This window comes from Pseudomonas sp. MDT1-16 (assembly GCF_054898115.1).
On sequence record NZ_CM142717.1, the window covers coordinates 4,512,585 to 4,538,278 of the forward strand.

18 protein-coding genes and 3 pseudogenes are annotated in these 25,694 nt (G+C 58.3%); 15 read left to right on the top strand and 6 right to left on the bottom strand.

Annotation, left to right across the window (positions count from 1 at the left end; all coding sequences use genetic code 11):
• The first annotated feature begins 152 nt into the window (after positions 1–152).
• A complete protein-coding gene (locus tag ACYZT3_RS20720) occupies positions 153–464 on the top strand; it encodes an Mpo1-like protein (RefSeq protein WP_282380731.1) in 312 nt (103 codons plus the stop codon).
• Positions 465–507: 43 nt separating this feature from the next.
• Positions 508–1,098 carry an HD domain-containing protein gene (locus tag ACYZT3_RS20725; protein ID WP_462030596.1) on the top strand — a complete coding sequence of 197 codons (591 nt, stop codon included), beginning with the start codon at positions 508–510 and terminating at the stop codon, positions 1,096–1,098.
• A gap of 35 nt (positions 1,099–1,133) precedes the next feature.
• Here the strand turns inward: ACYZT3_RS20725 and ACYZT3_RS20730 are convergent, their stop codons facing one another.
• Entirely contained in the window at positions 1,134–1,949 is an 816-nt protein-coding gene (locus tag ACYZT3_RS20730; protein WP_282380735.1) for a UDP-2,3-diacylglucosamine diphosphatase, read from the bottom strand.
• Between the two features lie 136 nt (positions 1,950–2,085).
• Between ACYZT3_RS20730 and ACYZT3_RS20735 the strand changes: the two are divergent.
• Together ACYZT3_RS20735 and ACYZT3_RS20740 are read left to right on the top strand one after the other, a co-directional pair.
• Positions 2,086–2,379: pseudogene (locus ACYZT3_RS20735) on the top strand (cupin domain-containing protein); the annotation flags it as partial.
• Positions 2,380–2,539: 160 nt separating this feature from the next.
• Complete coding sequence (locus tag ACYZT3_RS20740) at positions 2,540–3,433, top strand: DMT family transporter (RefSeq protein WP_282380738.1); 894 nt, start codon at positions 2,540–2,542, stop codon at positions 3,431–3,433.
• Here the strand turns inward: ACYZT3_RS20740 and ACYZT3_RS20745 are convergent.
• The 4 genes from ACYZT3_RS20745 to recQ all read right to left on the bottom strand — a co-directional run bounded on the left by ACYZT3_RS20745 (position 3,427) and on the right by recQ (position 8,331).
• Positions 3,427–3,714, bottom strand: a complete 288-nt coding sequence (locus ACYZT3_RS20745; protein ID WP_033055915.1) for an Rdx family protein — start codon at positions 3,712–3,714, stop codon at positions 3,427–3,429. The two genes, ACYZT3_RS20740 and ACYZT3_RS20745, sit on opposite strands and share 7 nt — an antisense overlap.
• Positions 3,715–3,746: 32 nt before the next feature.
• Complete coding sequence (locus tag ACYZT3_RS20750) at positions 3,747–5,522, bottom strand: FimV/HubP family polar landmark protein (RefSeq protein WP_462030597.1); 1,776 nt, start codon at positions 5,520–5,522, stop codon at positions 3,747–3,749.
• 128 nt (positions 5,523–5,650) lie between these two features.
• Positions 5,651–6,085 (bottom strand): MarR family transcriptional regulator, encoded by a 435-nt coding sequence (locus tag ACYZT3_RS20755; protein WP_282380746.1) that lies wholly within the window; start codon positions 6,083–6,085, stop codon positions 5,651–5,653.
• A gap of 119 nt (positions 6,086–6,204) precedes the next feature.
• Positions 6,205–8,331, bottom strand: coding sequence for a DNA helicase RecQ (recQ, locus tag ACYZT3_RS20760; protein ID WP_282380748.1), 2,127 nt, complete (start codon positions 8,329–8,331; stop codon positions 6,205–6,207).
• A gap of 274 nt (positions 8,332–8,605) precedes the next feature.
• Between recQ and ACYZT3_RS20765 the strand changes: the two genes are divergently transcribed.
• From ACYZT3_RS20765 to ACYZT3_RS20795, 7 genes are all read left to right on the top strand, one after another.
• On the top strand, positions 8,606–9,193 hold the full coding sequence (locus tag ACYZT3_RS20765) for a YecA family protein (protein WP_282380750.1): 588 nt from the start codon (positions 8,606–8,608) through the stop codon (positions 9,191–9,193).
• 10 nt (positions 9,194–9,203) lie between these two features.
• A complete protein-coding gene (locus ACYZT3_RS20770; RefSeq protein ID WP_282380752.1) occupies positions 9,204–9,599 on the top strand; it encodes a YbaN family protein in 396 nt (131 codons plus the stop codon).
• 232 nt (positions 9,600–9,831) lie between these two features.
• A complete protein-coding gene (lapG, locus tag ACYZT3_RS20775; RefSeq protein WP_462030598.1) occupies positions 9,832–10,539 on the top strand; it encodes a cysteine protease LapG in 708 nt (235 codons plus the stop codon).
• A gap of 22 nt (positions 10,540–10,561) precedes the next feature.
• Positions 10,562–12,502, top strand: a complete 1,941-nt coding sequence (lapD, locus tag ACYZT3_RS20780; RefSeq protein WP_462030599.1) for a cyclic di-GMP receptor LapD — start codon at positions 10,562–10,564, stop codon at positions 12,500–12,502.
• Between the two features lie 125 nt (positions 12,503–12,627).
• The gene (locus tag ACYZT3_RS20785) at positions 12,628–14,028 is read left to right on the top strand and encodes an AAA family ATPase (protein WP_462030600.1); all 1,401 of its coding nucleotides are present in this window, start codon (positions 12,628–12,630) and stop codon (positions 14,026–14,028) included.
• A 21-nt stretch (positions 14,029–14,049) separates the two neighbouring features.
• Positions 14,050–14,700 carry a retron Ec78 anti-phage system effector HNH endonuclease PtuB gene (gene ptuB / locus ACYZT3_RS20790; RefSeq protein WP_462030601.1) on the top strand — a complete coding sequence of 217 codons (651 nt, stop codon included), beginning with the start codon at positions 14,050–14,052 and terminating at the stop codon, positions 14,698–14,700.
• A gap of 417 nt (positions 14,701–15,117) precedes the next feature.
• Positions 15,118–15,480 carry a DUF6124 family protein gene (locus ACYZT3_RS20795; RefSeq protein WP_462030602.1) on the top strand — a complete coding sequence of 121 codons (363 nt, stop codon included), beginning with the start codon at positions 15,118–15,120 and terminating at the stop codon, positions 15,478–15,480.
• Positions 15,481–15,725: 245 nt separating this feature from the next.
• Here ACYZT3_RS20795 and ACYZT3_RS20800 read toward each other — a convergent pair.
• Positions 15,726–16,403, bottom strand: a pseudogene (locus tag ACYZT3_RS20800) (type I secretion C-terminal target domain-containing protein); the annotation flags it as partial.
• 19 nt (positions 16,404–16,422) lie between these two features.
• Here ACYZT3_RS20800 and ACYZT3_RS20805 point away from each other — a divergent pair.
• The 4 genes and pseudogenes from ACYZT3_RS20805 to ACYZT3_RS20820 all read left to right on the top strand — a co-directional run.
• A pseudogene (locus ACYZT3_RS20805) lies at positions 16,423–16,881 on the top strand (EAL domain-containing protein); the annotation flags it as partial.
• 117 nt (positions 16,882–16,998) lie between these two features.
• Positions 16,999–22,020: an RCC1 domain-containing protein gene (locus ACYZT3_RS20810; RefSeq protein WP_462030603.1), complete on the top strand. Its 5,022-nt coding sequence runs from the start codon at positions 16,999–17,001 to the stop codon at positions 22,018–22,020.
• Entirely contained in the window at positions 22,017–23,618 is a 1,602-nt protein-coding gene (locus ACYZT3_RS20815; protein WP_462030604.1) for a hypothetical protein, read from the top strand. Before ACYZT3_RS20810 ends, ACYZT3_RS20815 begins: the two co-directional genes overlap by 4 nt.
• Positions 23,619–23,823: 205 nt before the next feature.
• Positions 23,824–25,686: a hypothetical protein gene (locus ACYZT3_RS20820; RefSeq protein WP_462030605.1), complete on the top strand. Its 1,863-nt coding sequence runs from the start codon at positions 23,824–23,826 to the stop codon at positions 25,684–25,686.
• Positions 25,687–25,694 lie beyond the last annotated feature (8 nt).

Sequence of the window (25,694 nt, forward strand, 5' to 3'; positions counted from 1 at the left end):
CTTACATGATGAGCCGCAGGCTACGGCCAGTTTCCGAAGGATACTAAAGTGGCGCCTATTGTCACTGGCTGATGCCAATGATCACTCTAGACTCAAATAAGCTACCCGCAGAACAACTTGCAGTCAGAACAATAACCACAGAGATCGCAGTCGTGGAAAACGTCAAACGTTTCAACAGCTTCGCTGAGTTCTATCCGTATTACCTCAGCGAACACAGCAACAGTACCTGTCGACGATTGCACTTTATCGGCACGACGCTGGTTATTTTCATTCTGGCCCTCACCATCGGCAAAGGCGCCTGGCTGCTGCTGTTGGCGCTACCGCTGGCGGGCTACAGCTTCGCCTGGGTGGGGCATTTCTTCTTTGAGAAAAATCGTCCTGCGACCTTCCAACATCCGTTTTACAGCCTGCTGGGCGATTTCGTCATGTACCGAGACATGATTCTGGGTCGCGTGCCGTTCTAGGCGCAACCGCTATTTAGAGAGATAAGCAAAGAGAGACTAGCCGATGAACGCCAACGCCCGTTTCACCCACATGCAGGACGGCACACAGGAAGACTGGGCGATTATCGCCGCAGACTTCAGTGCCTACGCGCGACAATTACCGACACGGATTGTGGCGCACCTGAAATTACTGGAGGGTGATTTTGGCGGTTTTCCGGTGGATCGTCTGACCCACTCCCTGCAAACCGCCAGCCGTGCCTGGCGCGATGGCCGCGATGAAGAATACGTGGTCTGCGCGCTGCTTCACGACATTGGCGACACCTTGGGTTCCTACAACCACCCGGACATCGCCGCAGCGATTCTCAAGCCGTTCGTCAGCGCCGAGAACCTGTGGATGGTCGCGCAACACGGGATTTTTCAAGGCTATTACTTCTTCCATCATTTGGGCATGGACCGGCATCTGCGCGAGCAATTCAGCGGCCATCCGCAGTATCAGGCGACCATTGAGTTCTGTGCCAAATATGACGCAGCGGCGTTTGATCCGGCGTATGACACGCTGCCGCTGAGTTTCTTTGAGCCGATGATGGAACGGTTGTTTGCGCAGCCGAAGAACTCCATCTACAAGGCCGCGATGGAGGAATACGCGCCAGGCTGATAAGTCCGGCGGGACCGGCTCAAACACCCAAAATGTTAGGCCGGCTCTGCGATTCTAATGGCTTTCAACTCCGCCTCACGCGCCTGGACATCCGCCAATCGATACAATTCGATCGACCCGTCCCAATGCTCGATCAGCGCTGTGCACGACTCCACCCAATCTCCGCAATTGAGATAATCCACCCCGCCGACCTTGCGAATCTCGGCATGGTGAATGTGCCCGCACACCACGCCGTGCAACTCGCGTTTGACGCATTCGTGAGCGATAGCTTCTTCGAAATCGCTGATGAAGCTGACCGCGGTTTTGACCTTGTGCTTTAGGTAGGCAGACAACGACCAGTAACCGTAGCCATAACGGGCGCGCCAATGGTTGAGCCAGCGGTTGAGAGTCAGAGTGAATTCGTAGGCCGAGTCGCCGAGAAAGGCCAGCCAGCGGTGATACCGTGTGATCACGTCGAACTGATCGCCATGAATGACCAGCAGATGGCGGCCATCGGCGGTCACGTGCACGGCTTCATCCACCAATTGGATATTGCCCAGAATCAGTTTCGAATAGCGGCGCAGGAATTCGTCGTGGTTGCCGGTGACGTAGATCACCTCGGTGCCGCGCTTGCTCATGGTCAGCAAGCGGCGGATCACATTCGTGTGCGCCTGGGGCCAGTACATGCCGCCGCGCAGCTTCCAGCCGTCGATGATGTCGCCGACCAGGTAAATCTTGTCCGTGTGGTAGCCCTTGAGAAACTGCGACAGGTGTTCGGCCTGGCAATCCCGGGTGCCCAGATGCACATCGGAAATCCACAAGGTCCGCACACGTTGCTTACGACTGGGTTTGGCGAGCTCGGCGCTGGTCATGGGCAACCCTCTGCAAAAGTTTTTGCAACTTTGCGCCGGTCGGGTTAATTGCCCATGACAGTGGCGAGTCAGTCCTGTGACAGCGCCCCACGATTGCCCTCGGTGTAGACTGGCAGCCTTGCCCTGGAGACCTGCGATGAGACCGATCCTCACGCTACGCCAGTACACTCATGACCCGATCGTCCACAGCCACGACCACGCGCAGCTGGTGTTCGGGCTGTCGGGTGCGCTGGATTTCGAGGTCGACGGGCGTCGCAGTCAGGTGGTTCAGCAGAGTTTCGTGGTGGTGCCGTCCGGTTTCCATCACGCCTGCGGTAGCGCCAATGGCAGCCGTTGCCTGGTGCTGGATGTGCCCAGCGCCCCATAGGCATCTCAGTCCCTTGGTGAACACGCCGAGGCCAGCCGTCGTTTGCTCGACAACGCCGGTCGGTGTTGCGGGAGTTCGGTGCCTCACCCGGAAAATTGCGGCGCTAGGTTGGCGACAAAATGCAATAGTTTACCGACAGACACACCTAGGGTTATCACGGTTCAATGCAGGAGCTGCCGAAGGCTGCTCCTACATCTTTGTTCGCTTGTTGTTAAGGACTGCAATGACTCCCCGTACCGCCCTTGGCGCCCTGCATATCGGCGCACTGATGTTCGGCTTGACCGGTGTGTTCGGCAAACTGGCTGCTGCCTCCCCCGCCATTATCGTTTTTGGTCGTGCCGCGTTCGCTGTGCTGGCGTTAGCCTTTTTTGCGCGGTTCGCCAGCAATACTCGCTGGCAGAAACTCGAGGCTATGGACTGGCGCCGACTATTGCTCAGCGGTTTACTGCTGGCCGGACACTGGGTGAGTTTTTTCATTGCGGTGAAGGTCGCAGGAGTGGCAATCGCGACCTTAGGTTTCGCCAGCTTCCCGGCGTTTACCGTGATCCTAGAAGGGTTGATCTTCCGCGAGCGAATTCGCGCCAACGAAATCCTGCTGGTGGTGCTGGTCAGTGTCGGGCTGGTGCTGGTCACCCCTGATTTCGATCTGGCCAGCGGCGCCACCATTGGTCTGCTGTGGGCGGTGGGCTCAGGTTTGCTGTTCTCTCTGCTATCACTGACCAACCGCGCCAGCTCCGGGCGAATCCCGGCGGTGCAGGCTGCGCTGTGTCAGAACGTGGTGGTCGCGTTGTGCCTGCTGCCGGTGGCGGCACCGCAGTTGAGCGAAGTGCGCGCCATCGACTGGCTGTGGATCGGCCTGCTCGGGGTGTTCTGCACGGGCGTCGCTCACAGTCTGTTTGTTGCCAGCCTGGCAGTGATCAAGGCGCGGACCGCGGCAGTGGTTTTCGCCCTGGAGCCGGTTTACGGCATCACCGTGGCCTGGCTGCTGTTTGATGAAAACCCGACACTGCGCATGCTGATCGGTGGCGCGTTGATCGTCGTGGCGATCGTGGTCTCCAGCCGACTCTCGGGCGGCTCAAGCAAGAAAACCGTTGCGGCAGAAGCCGCCTCTCACTGAGTGCGGTCGTTGTGCCCCAAGTCGCGGTCCGGATCAATTTGATCGCGGACCCGCTGCTTCAGCACTTTGGCCTCCGGGAAACCGCCATCAGCCTTGCGCTCCCAGATCTGTACATCGTCACAGAAAATGTGAAACACCCCACCGGTGCCGGGCACCAGCGACACTTTGCCGAGGTCGTCACCAAAGGTGCTGAGCAGTTCCTGGGCTAGCCAGGCAGCACGCAACAGCCACTGGCATTGCGTGCAATAAGTGATGATGATTTCCGGTTTGCGTGCAGTCATGATCGGCGAAGCTCCTGAGCCAGAGGTCGCCGCTATGATAGCCCGGCGAGCAGGTTCCGGGCTGTCTGCTTAAGCGGCTCGCTACCTTCCTTGAGCAACTCGTTGAGCAGTTCGATGGCACTGTCCAGATCGCCGTCATCGATGCAGGTCTGGGCTTGTTCCAGTTTGCCGGCGCTGCTCGGCTCGGCCGGTTCCAGGTTCAGCGGCTCCATCTCCGGCGACTGGCCGGAATCGCTGAACTCGTTGAGAAAGGTGTCATCCAGAGACTGTGAGTCAGGCTCGGCGACCCATTCAAGTTCGGGCTCGTCCAGCGTCGAGTCGTCAGGCATTTCAAATACCTCAGGCAAGACGTGCAGGTTCGAGATGAACGGCGGCTCGACCGGCGCGGATTCGCTCGATGGCTTCGCGGCGGACGGCGCGTGTTCAAAAGGACTGATCAGGTCCCAACTCGAATCCATCGACAGGTCATCCAGGTTCAACTGGAACTCATCGTTGGGCACTGTTTGAGGTAGTGAAGGCTTGAGGGGAGTGATTGTCGCTGCGACGGCCAACGGTACCGCACTGCTCAGTTTCGGGTGTTGGGCGCGGATATTCTGAAGTTTTTGCAGGTCGTATCCGGCGTCACGCAGGTTGTTTTCCTGTGCTTCGTAGGCGGGTACGTCACCCTGTTTACCCAAGACTTCCAACAATTGTACGGCCAGGTCCGTGCGTTGTGGCTCCGTGATCAGCGCCTCCCGCAACAAACCGGCCGCTTCGGAAAAACGGCCATAGGCCAGATAGATGCCCACCCCTTCGAGCACATCGCCTGCGGGCGTCTCTTGATCTGATTCGGTTGCTGGTTGCACGACCGGTTCTGCAGCGCGATTGAGCACCGGCTCATGCCGTGATGGCAAAACAGGTAAAGCGTCGGGCAACGTCTGAACCTGTTGTCGTTGGCGCCGAACGAACAGCCCCAGCAAAACCAAAGCCACCAGCGCCAGCAACCCGAAAATCAGCAGCCAATGAGTGGCCTCAGGCTCTTCAACAATGGCCGGCACTGGAGCCACAACAACGGGTGCAACCGGCTCCACCGACGCTTGTTTGATTTCCGCCAATTGGGTTTGCAGTTCAGTCACCTGTTTTTTCTGACCGGCGACGTGATCCTCCTGGGTCTGAAGCTTCGCGTTCAACGCATCGATGGTTGCTTGCATCTGCTGGTTTCGCAGCACGCTGGTGGCCAGTTGTTCGGCAACCGGATCACTCACAGGCGTGGCAGGAGGTTGATCGACGCGAGGAGCTGACGGCTTTTTGCCCTTCGCCGCAGGTGGCTGCGCAACGACCGGCTCAACCGTCGGGAATCCAGAGGACTGAACGTCGGTAACCGGTTCGTCAGTGACGGGAACAATCCCCGGTGAACCCGGCGGATCGATCAGCACCGTGTACTCGCGCAGCACCCGCCCGTTGGGCTGATTGAGCTGTACCAGGAAATTCAGGAAAGGTTCATTGACAGGTTTGCTGGAGCTCACCCGGATCAGGCTGCGGTTGCCGCGCAAGATCGGCGTGAACTTCAGATTGTTTAGGAAGAACACCCGATCGACGCCGGCGCGGCTGAACTCTTCAGGCGTCGCCAGACTGACCGAGAGCTCGCCCTCCTCCAGACCCGCGGCATCCACCAGGGCGATGTCGGCGCGCAACGGCTGATTCAGTGCCGAATGCAGGGTGATATCACCCAAGCCCAACGCGGGCGCCAATGCCGAGTAAGTGCCAGCACCACCGACCAGAAGCAGCCTGGCGCAACACCGCAAAACCACGTGCCAACTCTCGAGCATGAGCATCCCTTAGATAACCATAACCATCTTGTACGCGTTCGCACATCCGGTACGAACACGATATTGCCAAGTAGTTCTTTATAGTCTGCCCAACGGGGTTTCTCAAAAGTCTGGCGCGTGGTTATGCCTCAAGGTTTTTCCAGGTTGGCCAGAATGTGCCCGTGGACACGCATGCAAACCTTCAAATCCGCCTCATCGACGCCTTCGAACAACTCGTGGCGCAGTTGGGTGGCAATGGTTTCAATTTGTTCGATCAAGGGACGCGCCGGAGCACAGAGAACGATTTTCTTGGCCCGGCGGTCTTCCAGCACCGATTGACGTTGCACCAGTCCCTGGTTTTCGAGACTGTCGAGCAGTCGGGCCAACGTCGGCCCTTCAACGCCGACGCTTTGCGCCAGTTCACGTTGGGTCGGGGCATCCTCGAAACGCGCCAGGTGCAGCAGCACCAGCCAGCGCGCCTGGGACAGACCCAGGCCAGCCAGACGGCGGTCCAGTTCGGCACGCCAGCCGCGCGACATCTGGGCCAGTTGCATGCCAAAGCGGTGTTGGTCGGTTAACGGCATAAAACACTCATGATTAGACTGAAATAGAGAAAAACTAATTATTAGTCAGCTAAGCATGGCCGTTGGCTTGAGGCAAGGTTTGCTCTGTAGTGAATCGTTACATCACCGTAACAGGTCACTTAAACTTCAAATTCCGATTGCAGCGCCGCTCGAACACAGTACAACACCCCTTCCGGCACGCGACCGGCGAACAATGCGGCGATCTCCGACACGGGCGGCAATTCGCCCTCGCCGTCGAGGAACGCATCCTGGACTTCGCCCATCAACTCTTCGGGCAGATCCAGCGCTTGCTCCAGCGACAACTGTTGCTTGCCAATCGCCTCGGCGAGCAGGGTGTAGACATTCTTTTCCGAGCATTGCAGCTGGCCGGCGATTTGCAGCGGGGTCATGCCCGCTCGGGCCAGGGTGATCAATTCGTGGCGCAGGTCGGCCACCACTTTCGGCGCCTCGACCTGCCCACCGAGGACTTCAAGGAAGGCCTCACCATAACGTTCCAGTTTGCGCGCACCGACACCACTGACAGTGGCCATTTCCGACAGCGAGGTCGGCTGGCTGCGGAGCATTTCCAGCAGCGTCGAATCGGGGAAGATGACGTACGGTGGCACGCCATGCTCTTCGGCGAGCTTGCGACGCAAGGCGCGCAAGGCTTCCCACTGTTCGCGTTCTTCGCCGCGAACCAGTTGGCTCGCCTGGCTCTTGCTGCTTTTGGCAGTGGTTTGCGGCTTGAGGTCGCGACGCAGTTCCAGGGTCACTTCGCCCTTGAGCAGCGGCCGGCACGTGTCACTCAAGCGCAGGCCGCCGTAACCTTCTAGGTCGATGTCGGCCAGACCACGGGCAACCAGCTGACGGAACAAGGAGCGCCACTCGCTCTCCCCCATCGCCTTGCCGACACCGTAAACCGACAGATGCTGATGGCCGAAGCTGCGGACCTTTTCGTTGTCCTTGCCCAGCAACACGTCCACCAAATGGCCGACACCGTAGCGCTGGCCGGTGCGGTAGATCGCCGAGAGCGCCTGACGGGCCGGCTCGGTGGCGTCCCAGGTCTGCACGCCATCGACGCAATTGTCGCAGTGGCCGCAGGGCTCGGGCATGTCTTCGTCGAAGTAGGCCAGCAGCGTCTGGCGACGGCAGCGGGTTTCCTCGCAGAGCGAGAGCATGGCGTCGAGCTTGTGCTGCTCCAGACGCTTGTGGCGCTCGTCGCCTTCGGAGTTCTGCAGCATCTGTTTGAGCATCACCACGTCTTGCAGGCCGTAAGCCATCCAGGCGTCTGCCGGCAGACCGTCACGGCCGCCGCGACCGGTTTCCTGGTAGTAAGCCTCAAGGGACTTAGGCAAGTCGAGGTGAGCGACAAAGCGCACGTTGGGCTTGTCGATGCCCATGCCGAACGCCACGGTGGCGACCATGATCAGGCCTTCCTCGTTGAGGAAGCGCTTCTGGTGGTGAGCCCGGGTATCGTTGGGCAGACCGGCGTGGTACGGCAGCGCCGGGAAGCCTTGTTCGCTGAGGAACACCGCGACTTCATCGACTTTCTTGCGCGACAGGCAATAGACGATACCGGCATCACTGCGCCGCTCGGCGAGGAACGCCAGCAATTGCTTGCGCGGCTGCTCTTTGGGCACGATGCGATAGAAGATGTTGGGGCGGTCGAAACTCGACAGGAAACGCTCCGCATCCTGAAGATGAAGGCGGTCGACGATTTCTTCCCGGGTGCGCTTGTCGGCGGTCGCGGTCAGGGCGATACGCGGAACGCTGGGGAACAATTCCGCCAACTGGCCCAGTTGCAGGTATTCGCGGCGGAAGTCGTGGCCCCACTGGGACACGCAGTGGGCTTCGTCGATGGCGAACAGGGAGATTTCAAGGCTTTGCAGGAAAGCCAGCATCCGTGGCTGAACCAGACGCTCGGGCGCGAGATAAAGCATTTTCACTTCACCGCGCTTGATCCGTGCCGCCAGATCGCGCTGCTGCTCGGCGCTGAGCGTGGAGTTCAATGCCGCCGCGGCGACACCCAACTCTTCGAGGGTCGCGACCTGGTCGTCCATCAGGGCGATCAACGGCGACACCACCACCGCCAGGCCCTCGCGCAACAGCGCTGGCACCTGGAAGCACAAGGACTTGCCGCCACCGGTAGGCATCAGCACCAGGGCGTCGCCGCCACTGGCCACGCGCTCAATGATTGCACCCTGACGGCCACGGAAACTGTCGTAGCCGAAGATATCCTTGAGGACGCGTTGAGCCTGTTCGAGCATAGAAACTCCAAAAATCACAAAAACATCCCTGCAAGGCTGGTTCAGAACCACGAAGGCTGCACCGACAAATCGTAAGTGCGCATTGCATGACACTTCACATTTCAGCCGCGACGCCGGCAGGGCATCACAAAACGCGCGAGTATACCCGACCCCTGTCCGGCAAAGGGCACCGGTGAAAAGAGGCTTGTGGGCGCAAATATGCCGCGCGGCTGGCCTGAGTGCTCAAGAAGGCCTAGAATTCCCGCATCTGTTTAATTCCCAAGGTAGCCCTTTAATGTCCTTCGCTGAGCAATTAACCCGCCTGCAAGTCTTCCTCGACGCCGACGAACTGCATGACGAGGCGCTGGACTACGTGGCCGCCCACGGCTACCTCACTGCGCTGTCGATCTGTTCCGAAATCGTTCCCGACCGAGAATGGATCGACGCCCTCTTCGCCGAAGAGCCGCATTACGCCGACGACACCGAGCGTGAAGCGATTGAATCCACCCTGTTGGCCCTCAAGGCTCACATCTCACGCCAACTGGCGTCCGATGAAGAGTTCGAGCTGCCATGCGACCTGGACCTGGGCGAGGAGCCGGACGATTCCGACCTGCGCGGCTGGTGCATCGGTTTCATGGAAGGCGTGTTCCTGCGCGAAGCCGCCTGGTTCGAAACCGCCGAAGACGAAGTCAGCGAAATGCTGCTGCCGATCATGGTCGGTTCGGGTCTGTTCGACGAACAACCCGAGTTCTCCGACATCGCGGCCGACGCCAACCTGATGGACGACATGATCGTGCAGATCCCGGAAGCCCTGACTGCGCTGTACCTGCTGTGCAACGCACCTGACGAAAAACCGGCGATCCTAAAGCCTCGTCACCACTAAGGTTTTGCCTATGGACAACCCCATAGGCAACCGCTCCCTGATGTTGCGTTACGTGCTGCTGGCCATCGGCTGGCTGAGCGTAGCGCTGGGGGTGATCGGGATTTTCCTGCCGGTGTTGCCCACCACGCCTTTCCTGCTGCTGGCGGCCGCTTGCTTCGCCCGCAGTTCTCCGCGCTTCTATCATTGGCTGGTTGAGCATCCACGGCTTGGGCCGTGGGTTCGCGATTACCTGAGCGGCAACGGCATCCCACTCAAAGGCAAGGTCTACGCCATCGGGCTGATGTGGGCGAGCATCCTGCTCTCCTGCTATCTGGTGCCCCTGCCGTGGGCGCGGGGATTCATGCTGACCAGCGCCGTTCTGGTGACCGTCTACATCCTCAAACAGAAAACCCTGCAAAAACCCTGAAAGCAACTCGATCCTTGTAGCAGCTGGCGAAGCCTGCGTTCGGCTGCGCAGCAGTCGTAAATCCTGCGCACGCGGTTTGCCTGATACACCGCAGCGGATGACATAGCGACTGCTTCGCAGTCGAACGCAGGCTTCGCCAGCTGCTACAAGTCCGCGTACCAACCCGACGACCAACCCTGCCTAGCTGAAAACACCGCCTAGACTTCAGGCATCTGCACCCGAGTGGCCAGACATGTCCCGCAGTCCGCGTAGTCCAGGAGGGTCAACGCTCCGACTTCGGCTCGGCGGATGGTTGTTGCTGATCACTTTTCTATTGGCCGGGCTGGGCAGTGTCTGGGCCAACTGGGATTTTGCGCAGATTCTGCAAACCGCAGAAAAACGCTACGGCACCCTCGGCCCGGAACGGGGACGGATCAAGGCCTGGAGTCAGATGCTGCAAAGCGAAGTCAACGCCCCCGAGCGCGAGCAACTGAACGCGGTCAATCGTTTTTTCAATCAGCAACTGACCTTTCTGGACGACACCCGCATCTGGCGTCAGACCGATTACTGGGCCACGCCCGTCGAATCCCTGATCAAGGGTGCTGCTGACTGCGAGGACTACGCACTGGCGAAATACTTCAGCCTGCGCCACCTCGGGATTCCCAGCGAGAAACTGCGCATCACCTACGTTAAAGCCCTGACCCAGAACCAGGCGCACATGGTGCTGACTTTTTACAACAGCCCCACGGCCGATCCGCTGGTGCTGGACAACTTGATCGGCGAAATCCGCCCCGCCTCCCAACGCAAAGACCTGCTGCCGGTGTACGCCTTCAACGCCGAAGGCCTCTACTTGCCGGGAGCCAATGGCGGTAAACGCAGCAGCGACTCGAAAAACCTGTCGCGCTGGCAGGACGTATTGAAAAAGATGCAGGCCGAAGGGTTCGCCGTGGGTGACGGCTAGCCACCATCGCAAGGAGCGTTTTATGTCACTGCGCAAACAGTTGTTTCTCGCCATTTGCCTATTCTTGCTGGTGGCCTTCAGCGGAAGTTTTTTTGTCAGCCTGGAAAGCTCTCGCGACCAGATGCTCGGCCAATTGCGCTCCCACGCCCAGGACGCCGCCACAGCGTTGGGTTTGTCGTTGACGGCGCAGATCGATGACTCGGCGATGATCGAGTTGATGGTCAGCTCGATTTTCGACAGTGGTTATTTCAGCAGCATCCGAGTCATCAATATCGAGAATGAGCAGGTGCTGGTGGAGCGCAGCGTATCGGCGGAAATCAAAGGCGTTCCCAGCTGGTTTGTCAGTTTGGTCAACCTGCACCCACCCGGTGGCGAAGCGCTGGTCATGCGTGGCTGGGTGCAGGCAGCACGGGTCGAAGTGATGAGCAACCCGCAGTTCGCCCTGGCCAAACTCTGGGACAGCACCCTCGGCAGCCTGATCTGGTTACTCCTGTGCGGCCTGCTCAGTGCCGTGTTTGGGGGCTGGTTGCTGCGCCGGCAATTTCGTCCACTCGACACCATGGTCAAACAGGCCGAAGCCATCAGCAAACGCGAGTTCCTCAGCCTGCCAAAACTGCCGCGCACACCGGAGTTGAAACGCGTGGTACTGGCCATGAACCAGATGGTCGAGAAGCTCAAAGCGCTGTTCGCCGAAGAGGTCGCGCGCAGTGAAAAACTGCGGGCCGAATCCTATCAGGACAACCTTACGGGCCTGGCCAATCGACGCTTGCTGGATGAACAACTGGACGACCAATTGCTGGTCTCCGAGCAGAGCAGCGACGGCCATTTGCTGATGCTGCGGATCAACGACCTGGTCGGTCTCAATCAGCGTCTGGGCGGTCAGCGCACTGACGCCTTGATCAGCACCGTCGGTGAACTGCTCAAGCGTCTGACCCAACTTGCGGAGCGTCGCACCTGGCTGGCAGCACGTAATCGCGGTGGCGAGTTCAGCCTGTTGACACCGGGCCTCGACGCCGAGGACGCGGCACGCCTGGCTTGCGAAATCAGCGCCACCCTGGAAAACCTGCGCTTGACCGGTGCCAGCGATTGCATGCCGGTGGCGCACTTGGGGATCGTTGCTTTCCAACCCGGTGAACCGGCCAGTGATGTGCTGATGCGACTGGATCAGGCGTTGACCCAAGCCCAGCGACATCCCGAGCGTCCGTGGGTCCACTTGGCCTATTCCAACACCGCGCCGAACCCGTCCCAAAACGGCTGGCAAACCTGGATCGACGACGCCCTGAACCAAGGCAAGATGCAGTTGTATTTCCAACCCGTCGTGCAATGCGCCGACACCAGCCAAGTGCTGCATCACAAAGTCCTCGCGCGCCTGCTCGACCCACAGGGCGAGGCGATAGCCGCCGGGCATTTCCTGCCGTGGATCGAACGCCTCGGCTGGTCGGCACGGTTCGACCTGGCGATGCTCGAAGCGACCCTCGACTACCTCGTCATCAATCGTTGGCCCCTGGCATTAAGCCTGTCCGGCAGCACCCTGCGCGATCCCGCGCAGCTGCAACACATCCTCGACATGCTCGAATCGCTGCCCGAACTCGCGCCCCTGCTGATTCTGGAAATCGACGAACGCCAACTGCCCCCTCAGGAAGAACTGCAACGCTTGAGCCACAGCCTGCTCAACACCGGTTACCGCATCGGTCTGCAGCATTTCGGCGGCAGCTTCAGCCAGATCGGCAACCTGACACAACTGGGGCTGGCTTACTTGAAAATCGACGGTGCGTACATCCGTCATATCGATGAGCAGAGTGATAAAAAGCTGTTCATCGAGGCGATTTTTCGGGCGACCAACAGCATTGATTTGCCGTTGATTGCGGAGATGGTGGAGACCAAGGGGGAGTTGGAGGTGATCCGGGAGTTGGGGTTGTTTGGGGTGATGGGAGGATTGATCGGGCCGCCGGAGCCGATGTAGTTTTGCAACGCCCCATGTCCATGGTGTTCACCTGTTTTCATTCACAGTAGAATCCACGCCCTATATGTTCCCCGGAAACATCACCTCTGCCGCGGCCTGGCATCGGTCCACATGGAGGAAAGTCTGTGAAACTGATCAGGCTGGAGCTGGAAAACTATCGCTGCTTCCCCACACTCACTCTCGAGATCGATGCACAACTGACCTTGTTGGTTGCACGAAATGGCCAGGGCAAAACCAGCCTACTGGATGCTATTAAGGTTGCATTGTGGCCCTATGTCCGCGGCTTTGACCTTGGCAGCGCTACCAATGACCTTACGGGGATACATCCTGATGACGTTTTTCTGCGTCCAGTCAAAGCGCATCAGATGGAACCTTCACTGCCCGCTAGCCTTACCGCCCATGCTCTTTTTCAAGGCGAAGAATGGCATTGGACACGTCGCAGGGAAAGTATCCGCAAAGCAACGAAAACGCGTGAGGATATCTATGCCAGCAAACTGGAAGGCAGAGCTCAAGTACTTGAAGCTGAGATCTTTCATGGTGTTTCCCGAGATCATTTGGAATCGTTCGATTTACCCGTTCTGGCTTACTACGGCACCGGCCGACTCTGGAGCCATAAAAAACTGACAGCCGCGTTTGAAAAAGCCGAAAACGCTGAGTTTTCGAGAACCTATGGCTATCGCGACTGCCTTGACCCGGCCTCCAGCTATAAACACTTTGCCAAATGGTACACACGAATTTTCCGCAGCTATCGTGAAGAACAAATTCGTAATCTTGAGCGTGGAAAGCTCAGCATTGACGTGAAGGACGAGTTCGCACATCCGGTTCTAGCGGTGCAGAACGCGGTGAATGCTGTCCTGGCAACTCAAACAGGATGGCGAGATCTGGCCTATAGCAGTGAGTTCGCCGATCTGGTGCTTGAGCATCCAGTTCACGGAGCATTGAAGGTCAGCCAGCTTAGCGACGGGATTCGCAACATTGTCGCCCTGGCTGCCGATATCGCGTATCGCTGCGTCAAACTCAACCCTCATTTGGGCATCCTCGCCCCTCGTAAAAGTACTGGGGTTGTGTTGATTGACGAGGTCGACATGCACCTTCACCCCGCGTGGCAGCAAACCGTCATACCGGATCTGCTCGGGGCTTTCCCGTGTATCCAGTTCATTGTGACAACACACAGTCCTCAGGTAATCACGTCGGTGCCAGCGCACTGTATTCGCGTTCTGCAAACCGTAACCGACGAGACTGGGCGACGGGTCACAGTGAGCAATGTGGATCAACAAACTCAGGGCGTCGCCAGCTCGCAAGTGCTCGCTTACGTCATGGATATCGACCCGACGCCCGACAATGAGCCTGCTCAAAAACTGAGCGAGTACATGGCGCTTATCCAGCAGGACCTGCATGAGTCAACAGAGGGCCTGGCACTCCGAGAGTACCTTGATGAACATTTCGGCACTCAACATCCCAGCATGCTCAACTGCCACAGGCTGATCAGACTGGAAACGTTCAAACGTAAACAGCTGACAAAATAGTAAGAAAAGGGAATCGGGCACATGCGAAAGCTTGTTCGGGGTGAAGGAGCGCACTGCCTTACCCGCTACAGACATGGATTACACAGGTGGTCGCTGGAGTCGCCGACGCCACCGGAGCGTGAGCAGATCTGGGAGCATTTGCGAGCCATGCAAGATACTCGTTGCGCCTACTGCGAAGCCGATATCAGCAAACACACCAATGCGCACATCGAACACTTTCGACAGCGAGAAAGATACCGCCAAGGTACTTTCGATTGGAGCAATCTGTTCGGCTCATGTAAACGGGAAGAATCGTGTGGGAATTTCAAGGACCGATACCGCCCCTATGATCACACCGTCCTGATAAAGCCCGATGAAGACAACCCTGACGACTATTTCATTTTCGTCAGCGACGGCACCATTGCACCACGTGCAAATCTGGATGTCCGGTTACGCCACAGAGCAGTCGAAACCTTGCGCATCTTCAATCTGGATGCTGAAAATGGTGCCCTTCGTGAAATGAGGCGTGAAGCTGTCCGCGGCAGCCTGGATACAGCCGAAGCACTTCAACAGCTGTTTCTGGAGAACCCGGATAGCGAAGACTTTCAGCAGTTTCTTAAAGAAGAAATCCTGGAAACCGCCCAACTGCCCTTTGCGACGGCGATTCGCCATACGTTATCGGTGTGCCTTTGACGGGGTGCGAAATAGGGACGAATTTATTTATCCGTCCCTGTCTTACCCAAGTTTTGAGTGAACAATAAAATTGCGATGTTTAATCGACACCTTCAGATACTCACTCAGGCTACACAGCCTTGCGCCATTGCCTACGGTTACGCCAGAATCCGCCGGCTTGTGCACCTTGGGGCTGCTCGGTAACTTGATTCCCGTCACTGCCCATCAGTGATCGGGTTTAGCAGCCTGGGGTTATAAGTAAGGTGCACAAGCTCTTGTCAGTCGGGCATTCCCATGCCTGCACTTGATGGTGGTTGTGCGCAGGGCGCCTTCGGGCGCGCCGGCTTTGCTAGCTTCCCCGGTCTGCTAACCTGCGTACAGCTGCCTCCCTCTCGTTTAGCAGCAGGAGGGTTGGCACCCAATCAGAGAAGCCAGCTTATGTTCAAAGTTACGCCCAATCCACCGGAAACCGACGACGTTCCCCCCTACGATTCCCTCGACTCCAAAAAACTCCACGAAGCCGCCCACCGCGCCCTCGATCACTACCTCGACCTGGCCGCCCACATCAAAGCCACCCCGCGCACACCCGGCACTATGTTCACCGTCAATCCGGAGCTCGATACCGAAACCCTGCTGGCCCACGCTTGCGAGTCGCTGGCCTCGGCCAATGTCATGACCATGGACCTGGCGGATCAAATGGAGGGGCCGAGTCGCAATTCCCTGTTGGGTATTGCGCAAATCATCATGCTGGGGGAGCTGGCGGTGAATCGGGCGCTGGACAACATCGATCCGCAGGACTAGCGAGGGACTTGTGACGAGGGTGCTTGCTCCCTCGCCACAAAGGTTTGGTCAGCGGCACCGCGTGCGCAGAGTCTGGGGCCGCTTCGCTACCCAGCGGGAGCAAGCTCCCTCGCCACAGGGATCGCGGTTCATCAGATGAACCGCGTTACCGTTCATCGCGAGCACGCTCGCGATGAACGATGCTAAGGACAACAAAAAAACCCGCCATCCCTTACCACAGGAATCGCGGGTTTTGTCGTTTCAGGTCACACCGTATCCACCTTCAACGAATGATCATTGAGCATCCCATTGATGATGGTCGCCGTATCGTGTCCACCCGAAATCACCCCTCCCGCCCCCGGCGTTACGCCGTAGTGGCTAGCCAGGTTCACGCCCGCCAGATCAATAGTCTGATTCGGCGTGTCACCGGCCATGGCGCTGACGTCGATGCTGGTCATGACCGATGCACCACTGCCGATGACTTTGAAGTGCAGGTAGTCATCCCGCGACGCCGTGGTGCCGTTTTCCCCTTGCAGCAGTTGCGACAGGTCGAGTTTGTCGGTGCCCGGCGTGAAGTCGGTGACCACGTCGTGGCCGCTGTTGCCTTTGAGCCACTGGAAGGTGTCGGCGCCGCTGCCGCGGGTGAGGGTGTTGTTGCCCAGACTGCCAATCAGGAAGTCATCGCCGCCCCCGCCGTTGAGCATGTCGTTACCCAGGCCGCCGTTGATGATGTTGTTGTGGTTGTCGCCGGTGAGGGTGTCGTTGAAGTTCGAGCCGGTCAGGTTCTCGATTGCCGTCAGGGTGTCGGTCCCGGCGCCCACGGTGTTTTGCGAGGTGAGCAGGCTTAGATCGACGGTGACGCCGGCCGTGGCGTGGGCATAGCTCGCCGTGTCGACGCCGGCGCCGCCGTCGAGCAGGTCATTGCCTGCGCCGCTGAAAAGTATTACCGGCGCTGTCGTGCATCTTGCGCAGAGCCTGTCCGGCAGCACCCTGCGCGATCCCGCGCAGCTGCAACACATCCTCGACATGCTCGAATCGCTGCCCGAACTCGCGCCCCTGCTGATTCTGGAAATCGACGAACGCCAACTGCCCCCTCAGGAAGAACTGCAACGCCTGAGCCACAGTCTGCTCAACACCGGTTACCGCATCGGTCTGCAGCATTTTGGCGGCAGCTTTAGTCAGATCGGCAATCTGACCCAGCTGGGGTTGGCTTACTTGAAAATCGACGGCGCTTACATCCGCCATATTGATGAGCAGAGTGATAAAAAGCTGTTCATCAAGGCGATTTTTCGGGCGACCAACAGCATTGATTTGCCGTTGATTGCGGAGATGGTGGAGACCAAGGGGGAGTTGGAGGTGATCCGGGAGCTGGGGTTGTTTGGGGTGATGGGACGGTTGATTGGGCCGCCGGAGCCGATGTGAGGGGTACGACCGTTCGTCTTAAACCTATCGTTACCTGTCAGATCTGACAGTAGCCACCGCGCTTGTCTCAAGCGATAAATCACTCCGTCGCCCAATTCCTCGACCGGAGTCTTCGCCATGCTCAAACAACCGAAAAAGAGAATCTCCCCGCTGAGCAGATCCGGCACACTGGCCCTGCTGGAGCCGGAGATTCCCGACCGCACCTTGCCAGACCTGTCCTCCGGGGAGTGGGGAATCAACCATGCTGCGGCGCGGGGGGTGTTTCCGGACAAGGGCCTGCAGGTGCATGTAGCGCCATGGGTGAACATGAGCAAAGGCGACAAGGTCGAGCTGCTGCTAAACGATAAGCAGGTCGATCAACACACCATCGGCGACACCGACGTTGACGTCCGTAGCACCTTGTTCGTTGCCCCGCGACATCTGCTGACAGGCGCCTATACGCTGTACTATCGAGTGCTCCGGCTCGGGCAAAACCCACCCGGAGAAGAGTCTGCGAAGCCCAGGCTTTTCGCCAAACTCGAAATTCCCGGCGGTCAGGATACGGATCCTGCCCCCGGTCACTCCGGGCTGTTCATGTTCATTGACCCGAAAATTGTCAATGACGGCGTTGATAAGGAGACGGCCGAAAATGGCGTGCCCATCATCATCCGCGCCGAATCCGGCATCGGCGTGCCTTACCCCGATGCGGCGGTCGACGATGTCATCGTCCTGAGTTGGGGCGGCGTGCTGCTGCAGTCCGCCCCGCTGACGGCGAAACAGATCAGCGACCCGGCGAACAACCCGATCCGAATTCTGGTAGAAAAAGCCACCATCGAAAAGGCAGGCGACACCGACGGCCTGGCGGTCACCTTCAGGGTGCGCGACAAGGTCAACAACTACTCGGAGGACTGGTGCAGGGAAGCCCGGATCAAGGTTTCCCTTGATGCCGCTTTGCTGGCCCCGCCTATCGTCAAGGAGGCCGTGAACAACGTCCTTGACCTCGATAGTCTCCTCGCGAAAAACATTGCTGACCTTTACAAGCTGATCGAGAAGTACCTCCCCGGCCTTACTGAACCGATCGAGGAGAACTTCCTTGACCTTGCCGAGCTGAGTGACAAGCCCGTCACGATTCAGGTCTGGGCTAACGAGGAAAAGTTCAAAATCGGCGATAGCATCACTGTCACCCTGCGCGGCACGACGCTGGACGGTGAAGCTGTCGAGATCAGCGCGCAGGCAGTGACTGTCGACAACGTACCGCACACCTACGACGTGCCTCTGGATCAGGCGGACGTGCGCAAACTGGTGAAAACCCAAGCGATCTTTTCCTATCAATTGAAACGCGACGGCGTGCCGGATCAGCGCTCCAAAGGACAGTTCGTCCAGATCAATGGTGAGCCGACACGATTGGCTGCACCGATTGCCGAGCATGCCGAGGGGGGAGCGATCGACCCGGATCTGACCAGCACCCGCATCCGCATTCCTCATGACCCGCAGATCGAAGTCGGCATGGGGATCGAGCTCAAATGGTTCGGCACCCGACCCAACGGCAGCATCTACGATCCGGAGCTGGACTGGTATATGCCGGATCGCGAAGAGGTCGTGGACCCCAACGGCTTTTTCTTCACCGTCGAGGGCAGGCACCTCAAAACCCTTGAAGGCGGCAATCTGGTTCTGTCTTACAACCTGCTGATTGACGAGGATGGCGACATCGTCAAACGTGGTTCGCGGGTCGCCGCGCGGCTCAACGTCGGCGAGCCACAATTCGAGCTGCTCAATCCCATCGTTCTGGGGGAGAAAGATGGCGCGCTGGAGCCCGAAAATCTGCCCAACGGCGCGAGCGAACTAACTGCGCCTAGGCCGACAGACAATCCGAGTAAAACCAAGGACATTGTGACCTACACCTGGGAGGGCGAAGTCACCGGCAAGAAAGAGGACTCAATTACCCTCAATGCCCTCACGGCCAACAAAAATGTAAAATTCAAGCTCAATGCCGACTTCGTGAAGGATCATATCGAACCGAACCGTGGGAAAAAAGTGACGGCCAGCTATCGGATCTTACGGTTTGAAACGGACAGCGTGAGCTATTCCAATCCGTTGGAGTTCACTGTCGGCAAGGCCGCCGCAGAGCTGTTGCCTCCAGCAAAAGTGTTGCAGGCGATAGACGATCTCCTCGACCCGGCAAATTCACCCGCCACGGTCAGTATCGAGGCCAATCGCCCAGAAAATGCCGGTGATCATTTCTACATGACGTGGGCCACCACCGACGGTACAACGGTTCATACCGACGACGTACCCATTACCGGCTCCATGCAAGGCAAAACAGTGGAGTTCAGTGTTGTCCGGACAATCATCGAGGCCTGCCTGAACAAGGACGTGACTGTCAGCTATCGGGTGGTGCTGTTCGAAGGTGGAGAATCGGCTGGCGAGGATTATTCGCTGCGCGTCGAACGCCAGACATCCACATTACCGGTGGCCACCCTCAGGGAAGCCACGGGTGAGCAGAAAGACCAGATCAATCCGGACAACGTTTATCCCGACGGCGCTACCGTAGTCATTCCCGCCACCGCCCAATTGAAGAAGGATGATGTCGTCACCGTGACTGTGGTGGGCAAGACGACGGTTCCCTATACGCACTCGGTTCTGGAAGCCGAGGCCGACAAGGAGCTGGCCGTCATCAAAGTGGCACATGCCTTCATCGCCGCGAACCTTGATGACAACATCGACCTGTCATACACAGTCAAACGTAAGGCCGGCAGCACGGATGGCCCGTCCAACTTGACCGTTTACGACGTACGCAAGGTCGTTGCCAGCGGCAAACTCAAAGTCATGGGCGCGCGCTTCAGTCGCAGCACCTATCGTGCTTCCAGTGCGTTGCGTGTGTTAAGTGCGTTCAATATCCAGACCGGCTTACCGATCAGGGCGGAGTGGAAGTATCCCACTGATACGCAATGGACAACCGCCGCCACCTGGCGCGACAGCCAACCGCAAGAGCCGCTGCAAGTACGTTCGGCCAATGATCAGCTGACACTTAACCCTGCCAACATCATCGGCAATGGCGTCGACACTACCGTCACCGGCCTTGCTGCCTTTGTGGCCCATCGCGATATCGGTGACATGGTCGGATGGGGCAACGCCACCTATGGGGGCACCATTCCATCCACCATCATCACGATGGATGACATCGTGGAAGTCAGTTGCACCCGCAGTGCCTATGCGGCACGGCGGGCCAACAGCGCGGTGGTGGTCTGGGGCACGCCCGCCGAGGGTGGCACCATGCCCGGGGTGGACCCACTGAATTTTGTCCAGGTGGTGGGCAACTCCCAGGCGTTTGCCGGCATCAAAAACAACGGCAGCGTCGTGGCATGGGGAACCGCAACCAGTGGTGCGACAGTCCCCGACCCGATCAAGCTGCTGACAGATATTACACACGTGATTGCAGCCGGTGAGGCCTTTGCCGCATTGCGCAACACCGGGCAAGTAGTGGCTTGGGGGCTGGCGGCCAATGGCGCAACAGTCCCCCCCGAGATCGGTGGATTCACCGACATCAAAACCGTGATTGGCAGTTTCGGCGCCTTCGCGGCGCACCGTGCCAATGGCAGGATTGTCGGTTGGGGCCATGCAACGTATGGCGGCACCGTACCCGAAGCCATAGCCGCCCTGACCGATGTCGTCGAGCTGAGCTGCGCCAATGCTCAGGCGTTCACGGCTCGGCGGGCGGCCGGACAGGTGGTGGCTTGGGGTACCGCTACATACGGGGGCACCGTCGACTCGTTGATTGGCGGCCTGACGGACATCGTTGAAGTCTGCGCGACCTGGCGTGCCTTCGCCGCCCGGCGCAGCAATGGACACGTGGTGGCGTGGGGTACTGCCGTCGAAGGGGGGAGCGTACCGGCCGACATCGCCACTCTGGACGACATCGTTCAGGTATGCGGTTCATCAACGGCCTTTGCTGCGTTACGCAAGAACGGCACGGTGGTGGCTTGGGGCAACGCCACCGCTGGTGGCGACACCACACCCGTTGTGGAGCAACTGACCAATGTTCTGGCGATTTACGACAACACCCACGGTTTCTGCGCACTCACCTCCGATGGCCGCGTAGTGACTTGGGGCCAGGCCGCTGGCGGTGGCGACAGCAGCGCCGTACAGGATCGGCTCAAAGGCAAGGTGTCATACCATGCCACCCCCGCTTCCCGTGGTATGGCCCTGAACGCCGTGCGCAATTCCGACACCCGTAATCAGGCCGCCGAAGAACTAAAGCCAGCCAGCGTAGATGAGGCGGTCGGCAATGTTCTGGATCCTCACCATCTGCCTCTGAACCGAGCGAAAGTCCGCATCAAGCCTTACGATTTGATGAAATACAAAGACAAGGTCACGCTGTTTTTCAATGACAAGCCTGTCGACTTCATCCCGATCAGCCAATTGGCAGTCGGCCTTGACGTGGTATTTACCGTCGCCGCACAGACATTTATCGCCAACGCCATCGATAGCGTGGTGCTGGTGCGTTATGAAGTGCAGTTCGAAGGGGCCGGTACGCCGCAAAAATCATTGAATCTGGCGTTGACGTTAACGGGCGACTTCAAAACCGATGCCCTGCTAGACCTAAGCGGCAAGAATTACGTGGCCGCGATCGAAAAACCGCCCATGCAGGTACCCGACTACGCCCGCATGACCCGCATCGCCAACTGGGGTTCCGCGCCTCACACGTTCAGTATCGATAACACAGACATCGCCTACATTGATGAGCGCAGCGGCGAAGTCACGGTCCGCACAAATGGTGAGTGCAGGATCATCGCGACTGACAACAGCTCGCCTGCGCAAACCCAGAGCTACAAACTCACGATCAAAGGGGTTCAAACGCTGTACTACCTGGGCAGCAGCTTCAACTGGGAGGGGATGGAAACCGAGTGTGTTGGTCGCGATCTCGAACCGGTATTACTGCCACAAATCGAGCGGTTCTGGAATCTCTACAAACCAGGCCTGACAGGAGGTTTCGGTGAATACCTGAACTGGCCGCATTACCAGTTCTGGACGGGCACTTCGATAGGCGCTGGGACGGTATCCATCTACGACCTTGAGGGATCATTGGAGGAAGACAAGGCCAGCAGTTCGAGCACTGAAGAACAAATAATGTTTCAGGCCTTGGGGATCTATCGGCCATGAAATCCTTATCGAATGTGCTCGGTAAAAAATCGGCTGCCTTGCTGTTGCTGGCACTTTCCCAGGGTTTGCTGACAGCTAGCATTCATGCGGCAACCGGCCCGAATGTCGCCCGGGACCTTAATTACGACTATCAACTCGCAATCAACAAATGCGCCGAGAAACCGGCCTACGTGTGCAGTGGCGTGCTGGCCCGCGCCAGTCCGGCGACAGGCGAGTTCTGGAAGCATGGGGAAGTACCGGCACAATTAGGTGCAGAGAGTTTCATCTACCTGCGCGCCGATCTCGGCACCCGCATCCTGACGCACGCCAACGGCATGTTGTTCAGCAGATCCGCCGCCGCCAAGGAAGACTTGTTGTGCGCGTACCCGTTTGAACTGACGCTGCCGGGCTCGCGCCCCGACTTCGGATGCGGCTGGTTAGCCGCCGCTGCCAATGCTGCAGCGGACCCGAGTTCTTGCGCAGCGCAAGGCGTCAGTGACGCCCCCGGCTGGCTTGTACATTTCCAAAAACAAAACCTGCAGCTGGCGGCCCAGTGCTCGCTGAGCAGCGTTGATCCCGCATCCTTCAAGGCCAGTCTGCAGGCCCATCAAGGCCTCGACGCCAGCTGGTCGGCCAGACCGATGCAGGTACAAGTCAAAAACTGGGACGCCACGGCGCCGAAGCAGATGCCGATCATCGCGTTGTTTTATGACGTGAAGAAAACAGGCGCACTGCTCGGTGCGCAAAAGGATCAACGGGACTACTTCATTGCCACTGGAGACTGGTTGCCTGTGTTGCGCATGGATCTGAGCCTGGCGCCGGGAGCGGTGTTCGGTTTCGATCAGCAGGATCAAATGTACGTCGGCTACCAAGTGGCGTCGCGGCTCAATAGCCGTTATGCCGACACGGCCATGGCATGTCGGGGCAATACCGCTGCTTATTACTGCAATGGAGTATTGATCCGCACGACCGATGCCTCGCCCGATTTCCACGCGTGGAACTCCAGCCCAGGATCCATACAGCGTAATGGGGTTTCATTCTCCTACTTGCGTGCAGACATCCATCTACCCGTTCTGGCGTGGGGAAAGAACCAGGGACTGATCATGAAAGAGCTCGCCGCACCGACGGCATACCCACTGACCCTGCGATGTTCTTTTCCATTTGATGGCGCCACTTTTTATCGCAGTGACAGTTGCAATGCGCACTCTGATGCTCCTACAGCGAGCCGGCCTTGCGATGAGCAAGGCATTTCGAGTGCAGCGAGCGTTGTCCAGCATCTTTATGCACAGTCCAGTCGGTATAACGGATGTAGCCTGAAAGGTGACCAGGCGCCTTTTGCCGTCAGTATCGAGGCTCGCGCCGCACTCAATGAAAATGATCAGAAAGTGCACAATGAAGTCATCATTGCCAACTGGCCGCAAAACATCGCGAAGCAACTTCCCCTCGAGGCGTTTTTCTACGTTGCCGCGACAGGGCTACCTAACGCTCAGTTCTTTCAAAAGGATTATTTCCAGCAAACCGGTCGATACCTGCCGGTCATACATTTGAGGCCCCACAGTTCAGGAAGCGGCTATATGTTTTCCTTTGACCCAAATGATCAATCCGTTCAAGTTCTGTAACCCGCTTCAAACGAAACGGCCCCACGGGCCGTTTTTTTGTGCCTACCGAAAAGAGCACGCACCTCCACCCGCCCGCTACCACTCATCGAAAAAACACCCCACCTGTGACTTCTGACAGTAGCCAGATCAAGTCGCTGTCGTGCCAAATCCTGTCCATCACCCTGCGATTGAAAACCATCGCCTCGTACTGGACAAGGAACTGACCATGACCTCTTTCCGCCCCTACCTTCTACCCTTCCCTGAATCGGCTACCGGCCTGATGTCACTGAATCCCGTAATGATCGCGGGCATGACCAGACCGATCGTGGACGGCGATGGCGGTATCGGCCTTGATGTGGTCGAAGGCCAAGAAGAGGGCGTTCTGTGCGTCATCGACCCGTGGTACAGCATGCAGGAAGGCGACACCGTCGACGTCTACCTCGACTCGGACAATGTGTTGCACCATGAGGTGATGGCTCAGGAGGTGGACAAGCGTCTGTTCTTCTACGTGCCGAAAGAGCGGTTCGTGCCCGGCTGGATCGAACAATGTTTTTTCCGGTTGCTGCGCAAAGATGAAGTGACGCCCGACGATCCGTCCGTTGCGCTACGGTTGCTGGTCAAGCTGGACCGGCCCGGTGGCCGCGACAAGGAACCGCACCTGCCGGGGCACTCGGAACTCAAGAGGGTGCAGTTGCCCGACGAGGTGATCAAACAAGGGGTCGATGCCGCGTGGGCCGCCAATGGTGTGCCGATGACGATCTTGCGCTATCCCAACATTGCCGTGCGCGATATCGTTCAGGTGAAATGGGGCAGCGTCTTTCTCAAGCCCTTGGTGCTCACAAAAGCGCACGTAGATGGCACACAACCCATCGAGATTGTCGCCGACCAGGCCGAGATTTTGGCCGGCGGCGACAGCACCGATTTGCTGGTGCAATACGAGGTACATGACGAGGTGTGGAACTACTCGGAAGAATGGTCGATCCCCACCACGGTGAACGTCAATGCCGGAGCCTGGCGTCTGGAAGCTCCGATCATCGAGGAGGCGGTCAACGGCGTAATTAACCTCAAGACATTGAACCAACAGGACGTCACCGTGCAGATCCATGTCCGGACGGAAGACTTCGAGATCGGCGACACGGTCACGATGACCTGGATCGGCACACCACAAGTTGGCAAACCGCTGATTCACATCCACACACACGAAATCACGAATGTACCGAGCATCCTTGAACTGAAGGCGCCTTACGAAGAAGTACGCGCCATTGCCATGGGATCGGCCGACACTTCGTATGTGCTGACCAAGAAAAACGGAACTCCGCCCCTTTCCTCTAAACGTGCTTTTGCCGATGTGGTAGGCGACGTCTATGCGCACCCCGCCCCTGTCCTCTACGAGGTGAAGGGCGAAATCCTCGAACCCGACACCATGATGGCCACCGTGGACGTCTCTTACCCGGGCATGGCCGACGGTGACTTCATCGAACTGATCTGGGAGGGCACGCGATCCAACGGTACGCCGTATGTGCATCAGGAGACGCATACCGTCAGCACAAATGACGCCGAGCGTAAACTGGTCACGGTTTACATATTCGCCGAGCACATCAGCGTACTTGCCAACGGCCGCCTCAATCTGTGGTACCGGGTCTCCAATGATCAGGCGGCGGTCTACGGGGTGAGCGAGTCCGAACACCTGCTGGTCAAGGTTCAGGCGATTGCCGCGACGTTGCCGGCGCCCAAGGTGCCGGAAGCCGAGAACGATGTACTCGACCCTTCAAAAGTGTTCGATAAAGTCACCGTGCTGGTCGACTACCTGGGAACCGTCAAAGAAGACATCTTGACCTACTACTGGATCAGCCCCAACCCTTTCGCCAGCACCAGTGACTGGCTACCGATCACCACGGTTTCTGCCGGCAAACCTGTGCCATTCCGGGTCGACGCCGATTACGTGACCGGCAATATCGGCCACTCCGTCAAGGTGCGCTATACCCTCAAGCACGCCGCCAGCGGTCTGTTTAGCTATTCGGGCACGCTGAACCTGTTGATCGATTACCAGGAGGGTGAATTGCCCCCACCACAGATCATCCCGCTATGACTACTTGA

Bases quoted from the DNA above. Each gene is read 5' to 3' on its own strand.
- ACYZT3_RS20725 (WP_462030596.1), top strand. From the start codon at position 508: ATGAACGCCAACGCCCGTTTCACCCACATGCAGGACGGCACACAGGAA.
- ACYZT3_RS20730 (WP_282380735.1), bottom strand. From the start codon at position 1,949: ATGACCAGCGCCGAGCTCGCCAAACCCAGTCGTAAGCAACGTGTGCGG.
- ACYZT3_RS20740 (WP_282380738.1), top strand. From the start codon at position 2,540: ATGACTCCCCGTACCGCCCTTGGCGCCCTGCATATCGGCGCACTGATG.
- ACYZT3_RS20745 (WP_033055915.1), bottom strand. From the start codon at position 3,714: ATGACTGCACGCAAACCGGAAATCATCATCACTTATTGCACGCAATGC.
- ACYZT3_RS20750 (WP_462030597.1), bottom strand. From the start codon at position 5,522: ATGCTCGAGAGTTGGCACGTGGTTTTGCGGTGTTGCGCCAGGCTGCTT.
- ACYZT3_RS20755 (WP_282380746.1), bottom strand. From the start codon at position 6,085: ATGCCGTTAACCGACCAACACCGCTTTGGCATGCAACTGGCCCAGATG.
- recQ (WP_282380748.1), bottom strand. From the start codon at position 8,331: ATGCTCGAACAGGCTCAACGCGTCCTCAAGGATATCTTCGGCTACGAC.
- ACYZT3_RS20765 (WP_282380750.1), top strand. From the start codon at position 8,606: ATGTCCTTCGCTGAGCAATTAACCCGCCTGCAAGTCTTCCTCGACGCC.
- ACYZT3_RS20770 (WP_282380752.1), top strand. From the start codon at position 9,204: ATGGACAACCCCATAGGCAACCGCTCCCTGATGTTGCGTTACGTGCTG.
- lapG (WP_462030598.1), top strand. From the start codon at position 9,832: ATGTCCCGCAGTCCGCGTAGTCCAGGAGGGTCAACGCTCCGACTTCGG.
- lapD (WP_462030599.1), top strand. From the start codon at position 10,562: ATGTCACTGCGCAAACAGTTGTTTCTCGCCATTTGCCTATTCTTGCTG.
- ptuB (WP_462030601.1), top strand. From the start codon at position 14,050: ATGCGAAAGCTTGTTCGGGGTGAAGGAGCGCACTGCCTTACCCGCTAC.
- ACYZT3_RS20795 (WP_462030602.1), top strand. From the start codon at position 15,118: ATGTTCAAAGTTACGCCCAATCCACCGGAAACCGACGACGTTCCCCCC.
- ACYZT3_RS20810 (WP_462030603.1), top strand. From the start codon at position 16,999: ATGCTCAAACAACCGAAAAAGAGAATCTCCCCGCTGAGCAGATCCGGC.
- ACYZT3_RS20815 (WP_462030604.1), top strand. From the start codon at position 22,017: ATGAAATCCTTATCGAATGTGCTCGGTAAAAAATCGGCTGCCTTGCTG.
- ACYZT3_RS20820 (WP_462030605.1), top strand. From the start codon at position 23,824: ATGACCTCTTTCCGCCCCTACCTTCTACCCTTCCCTGAATCGGCTACC.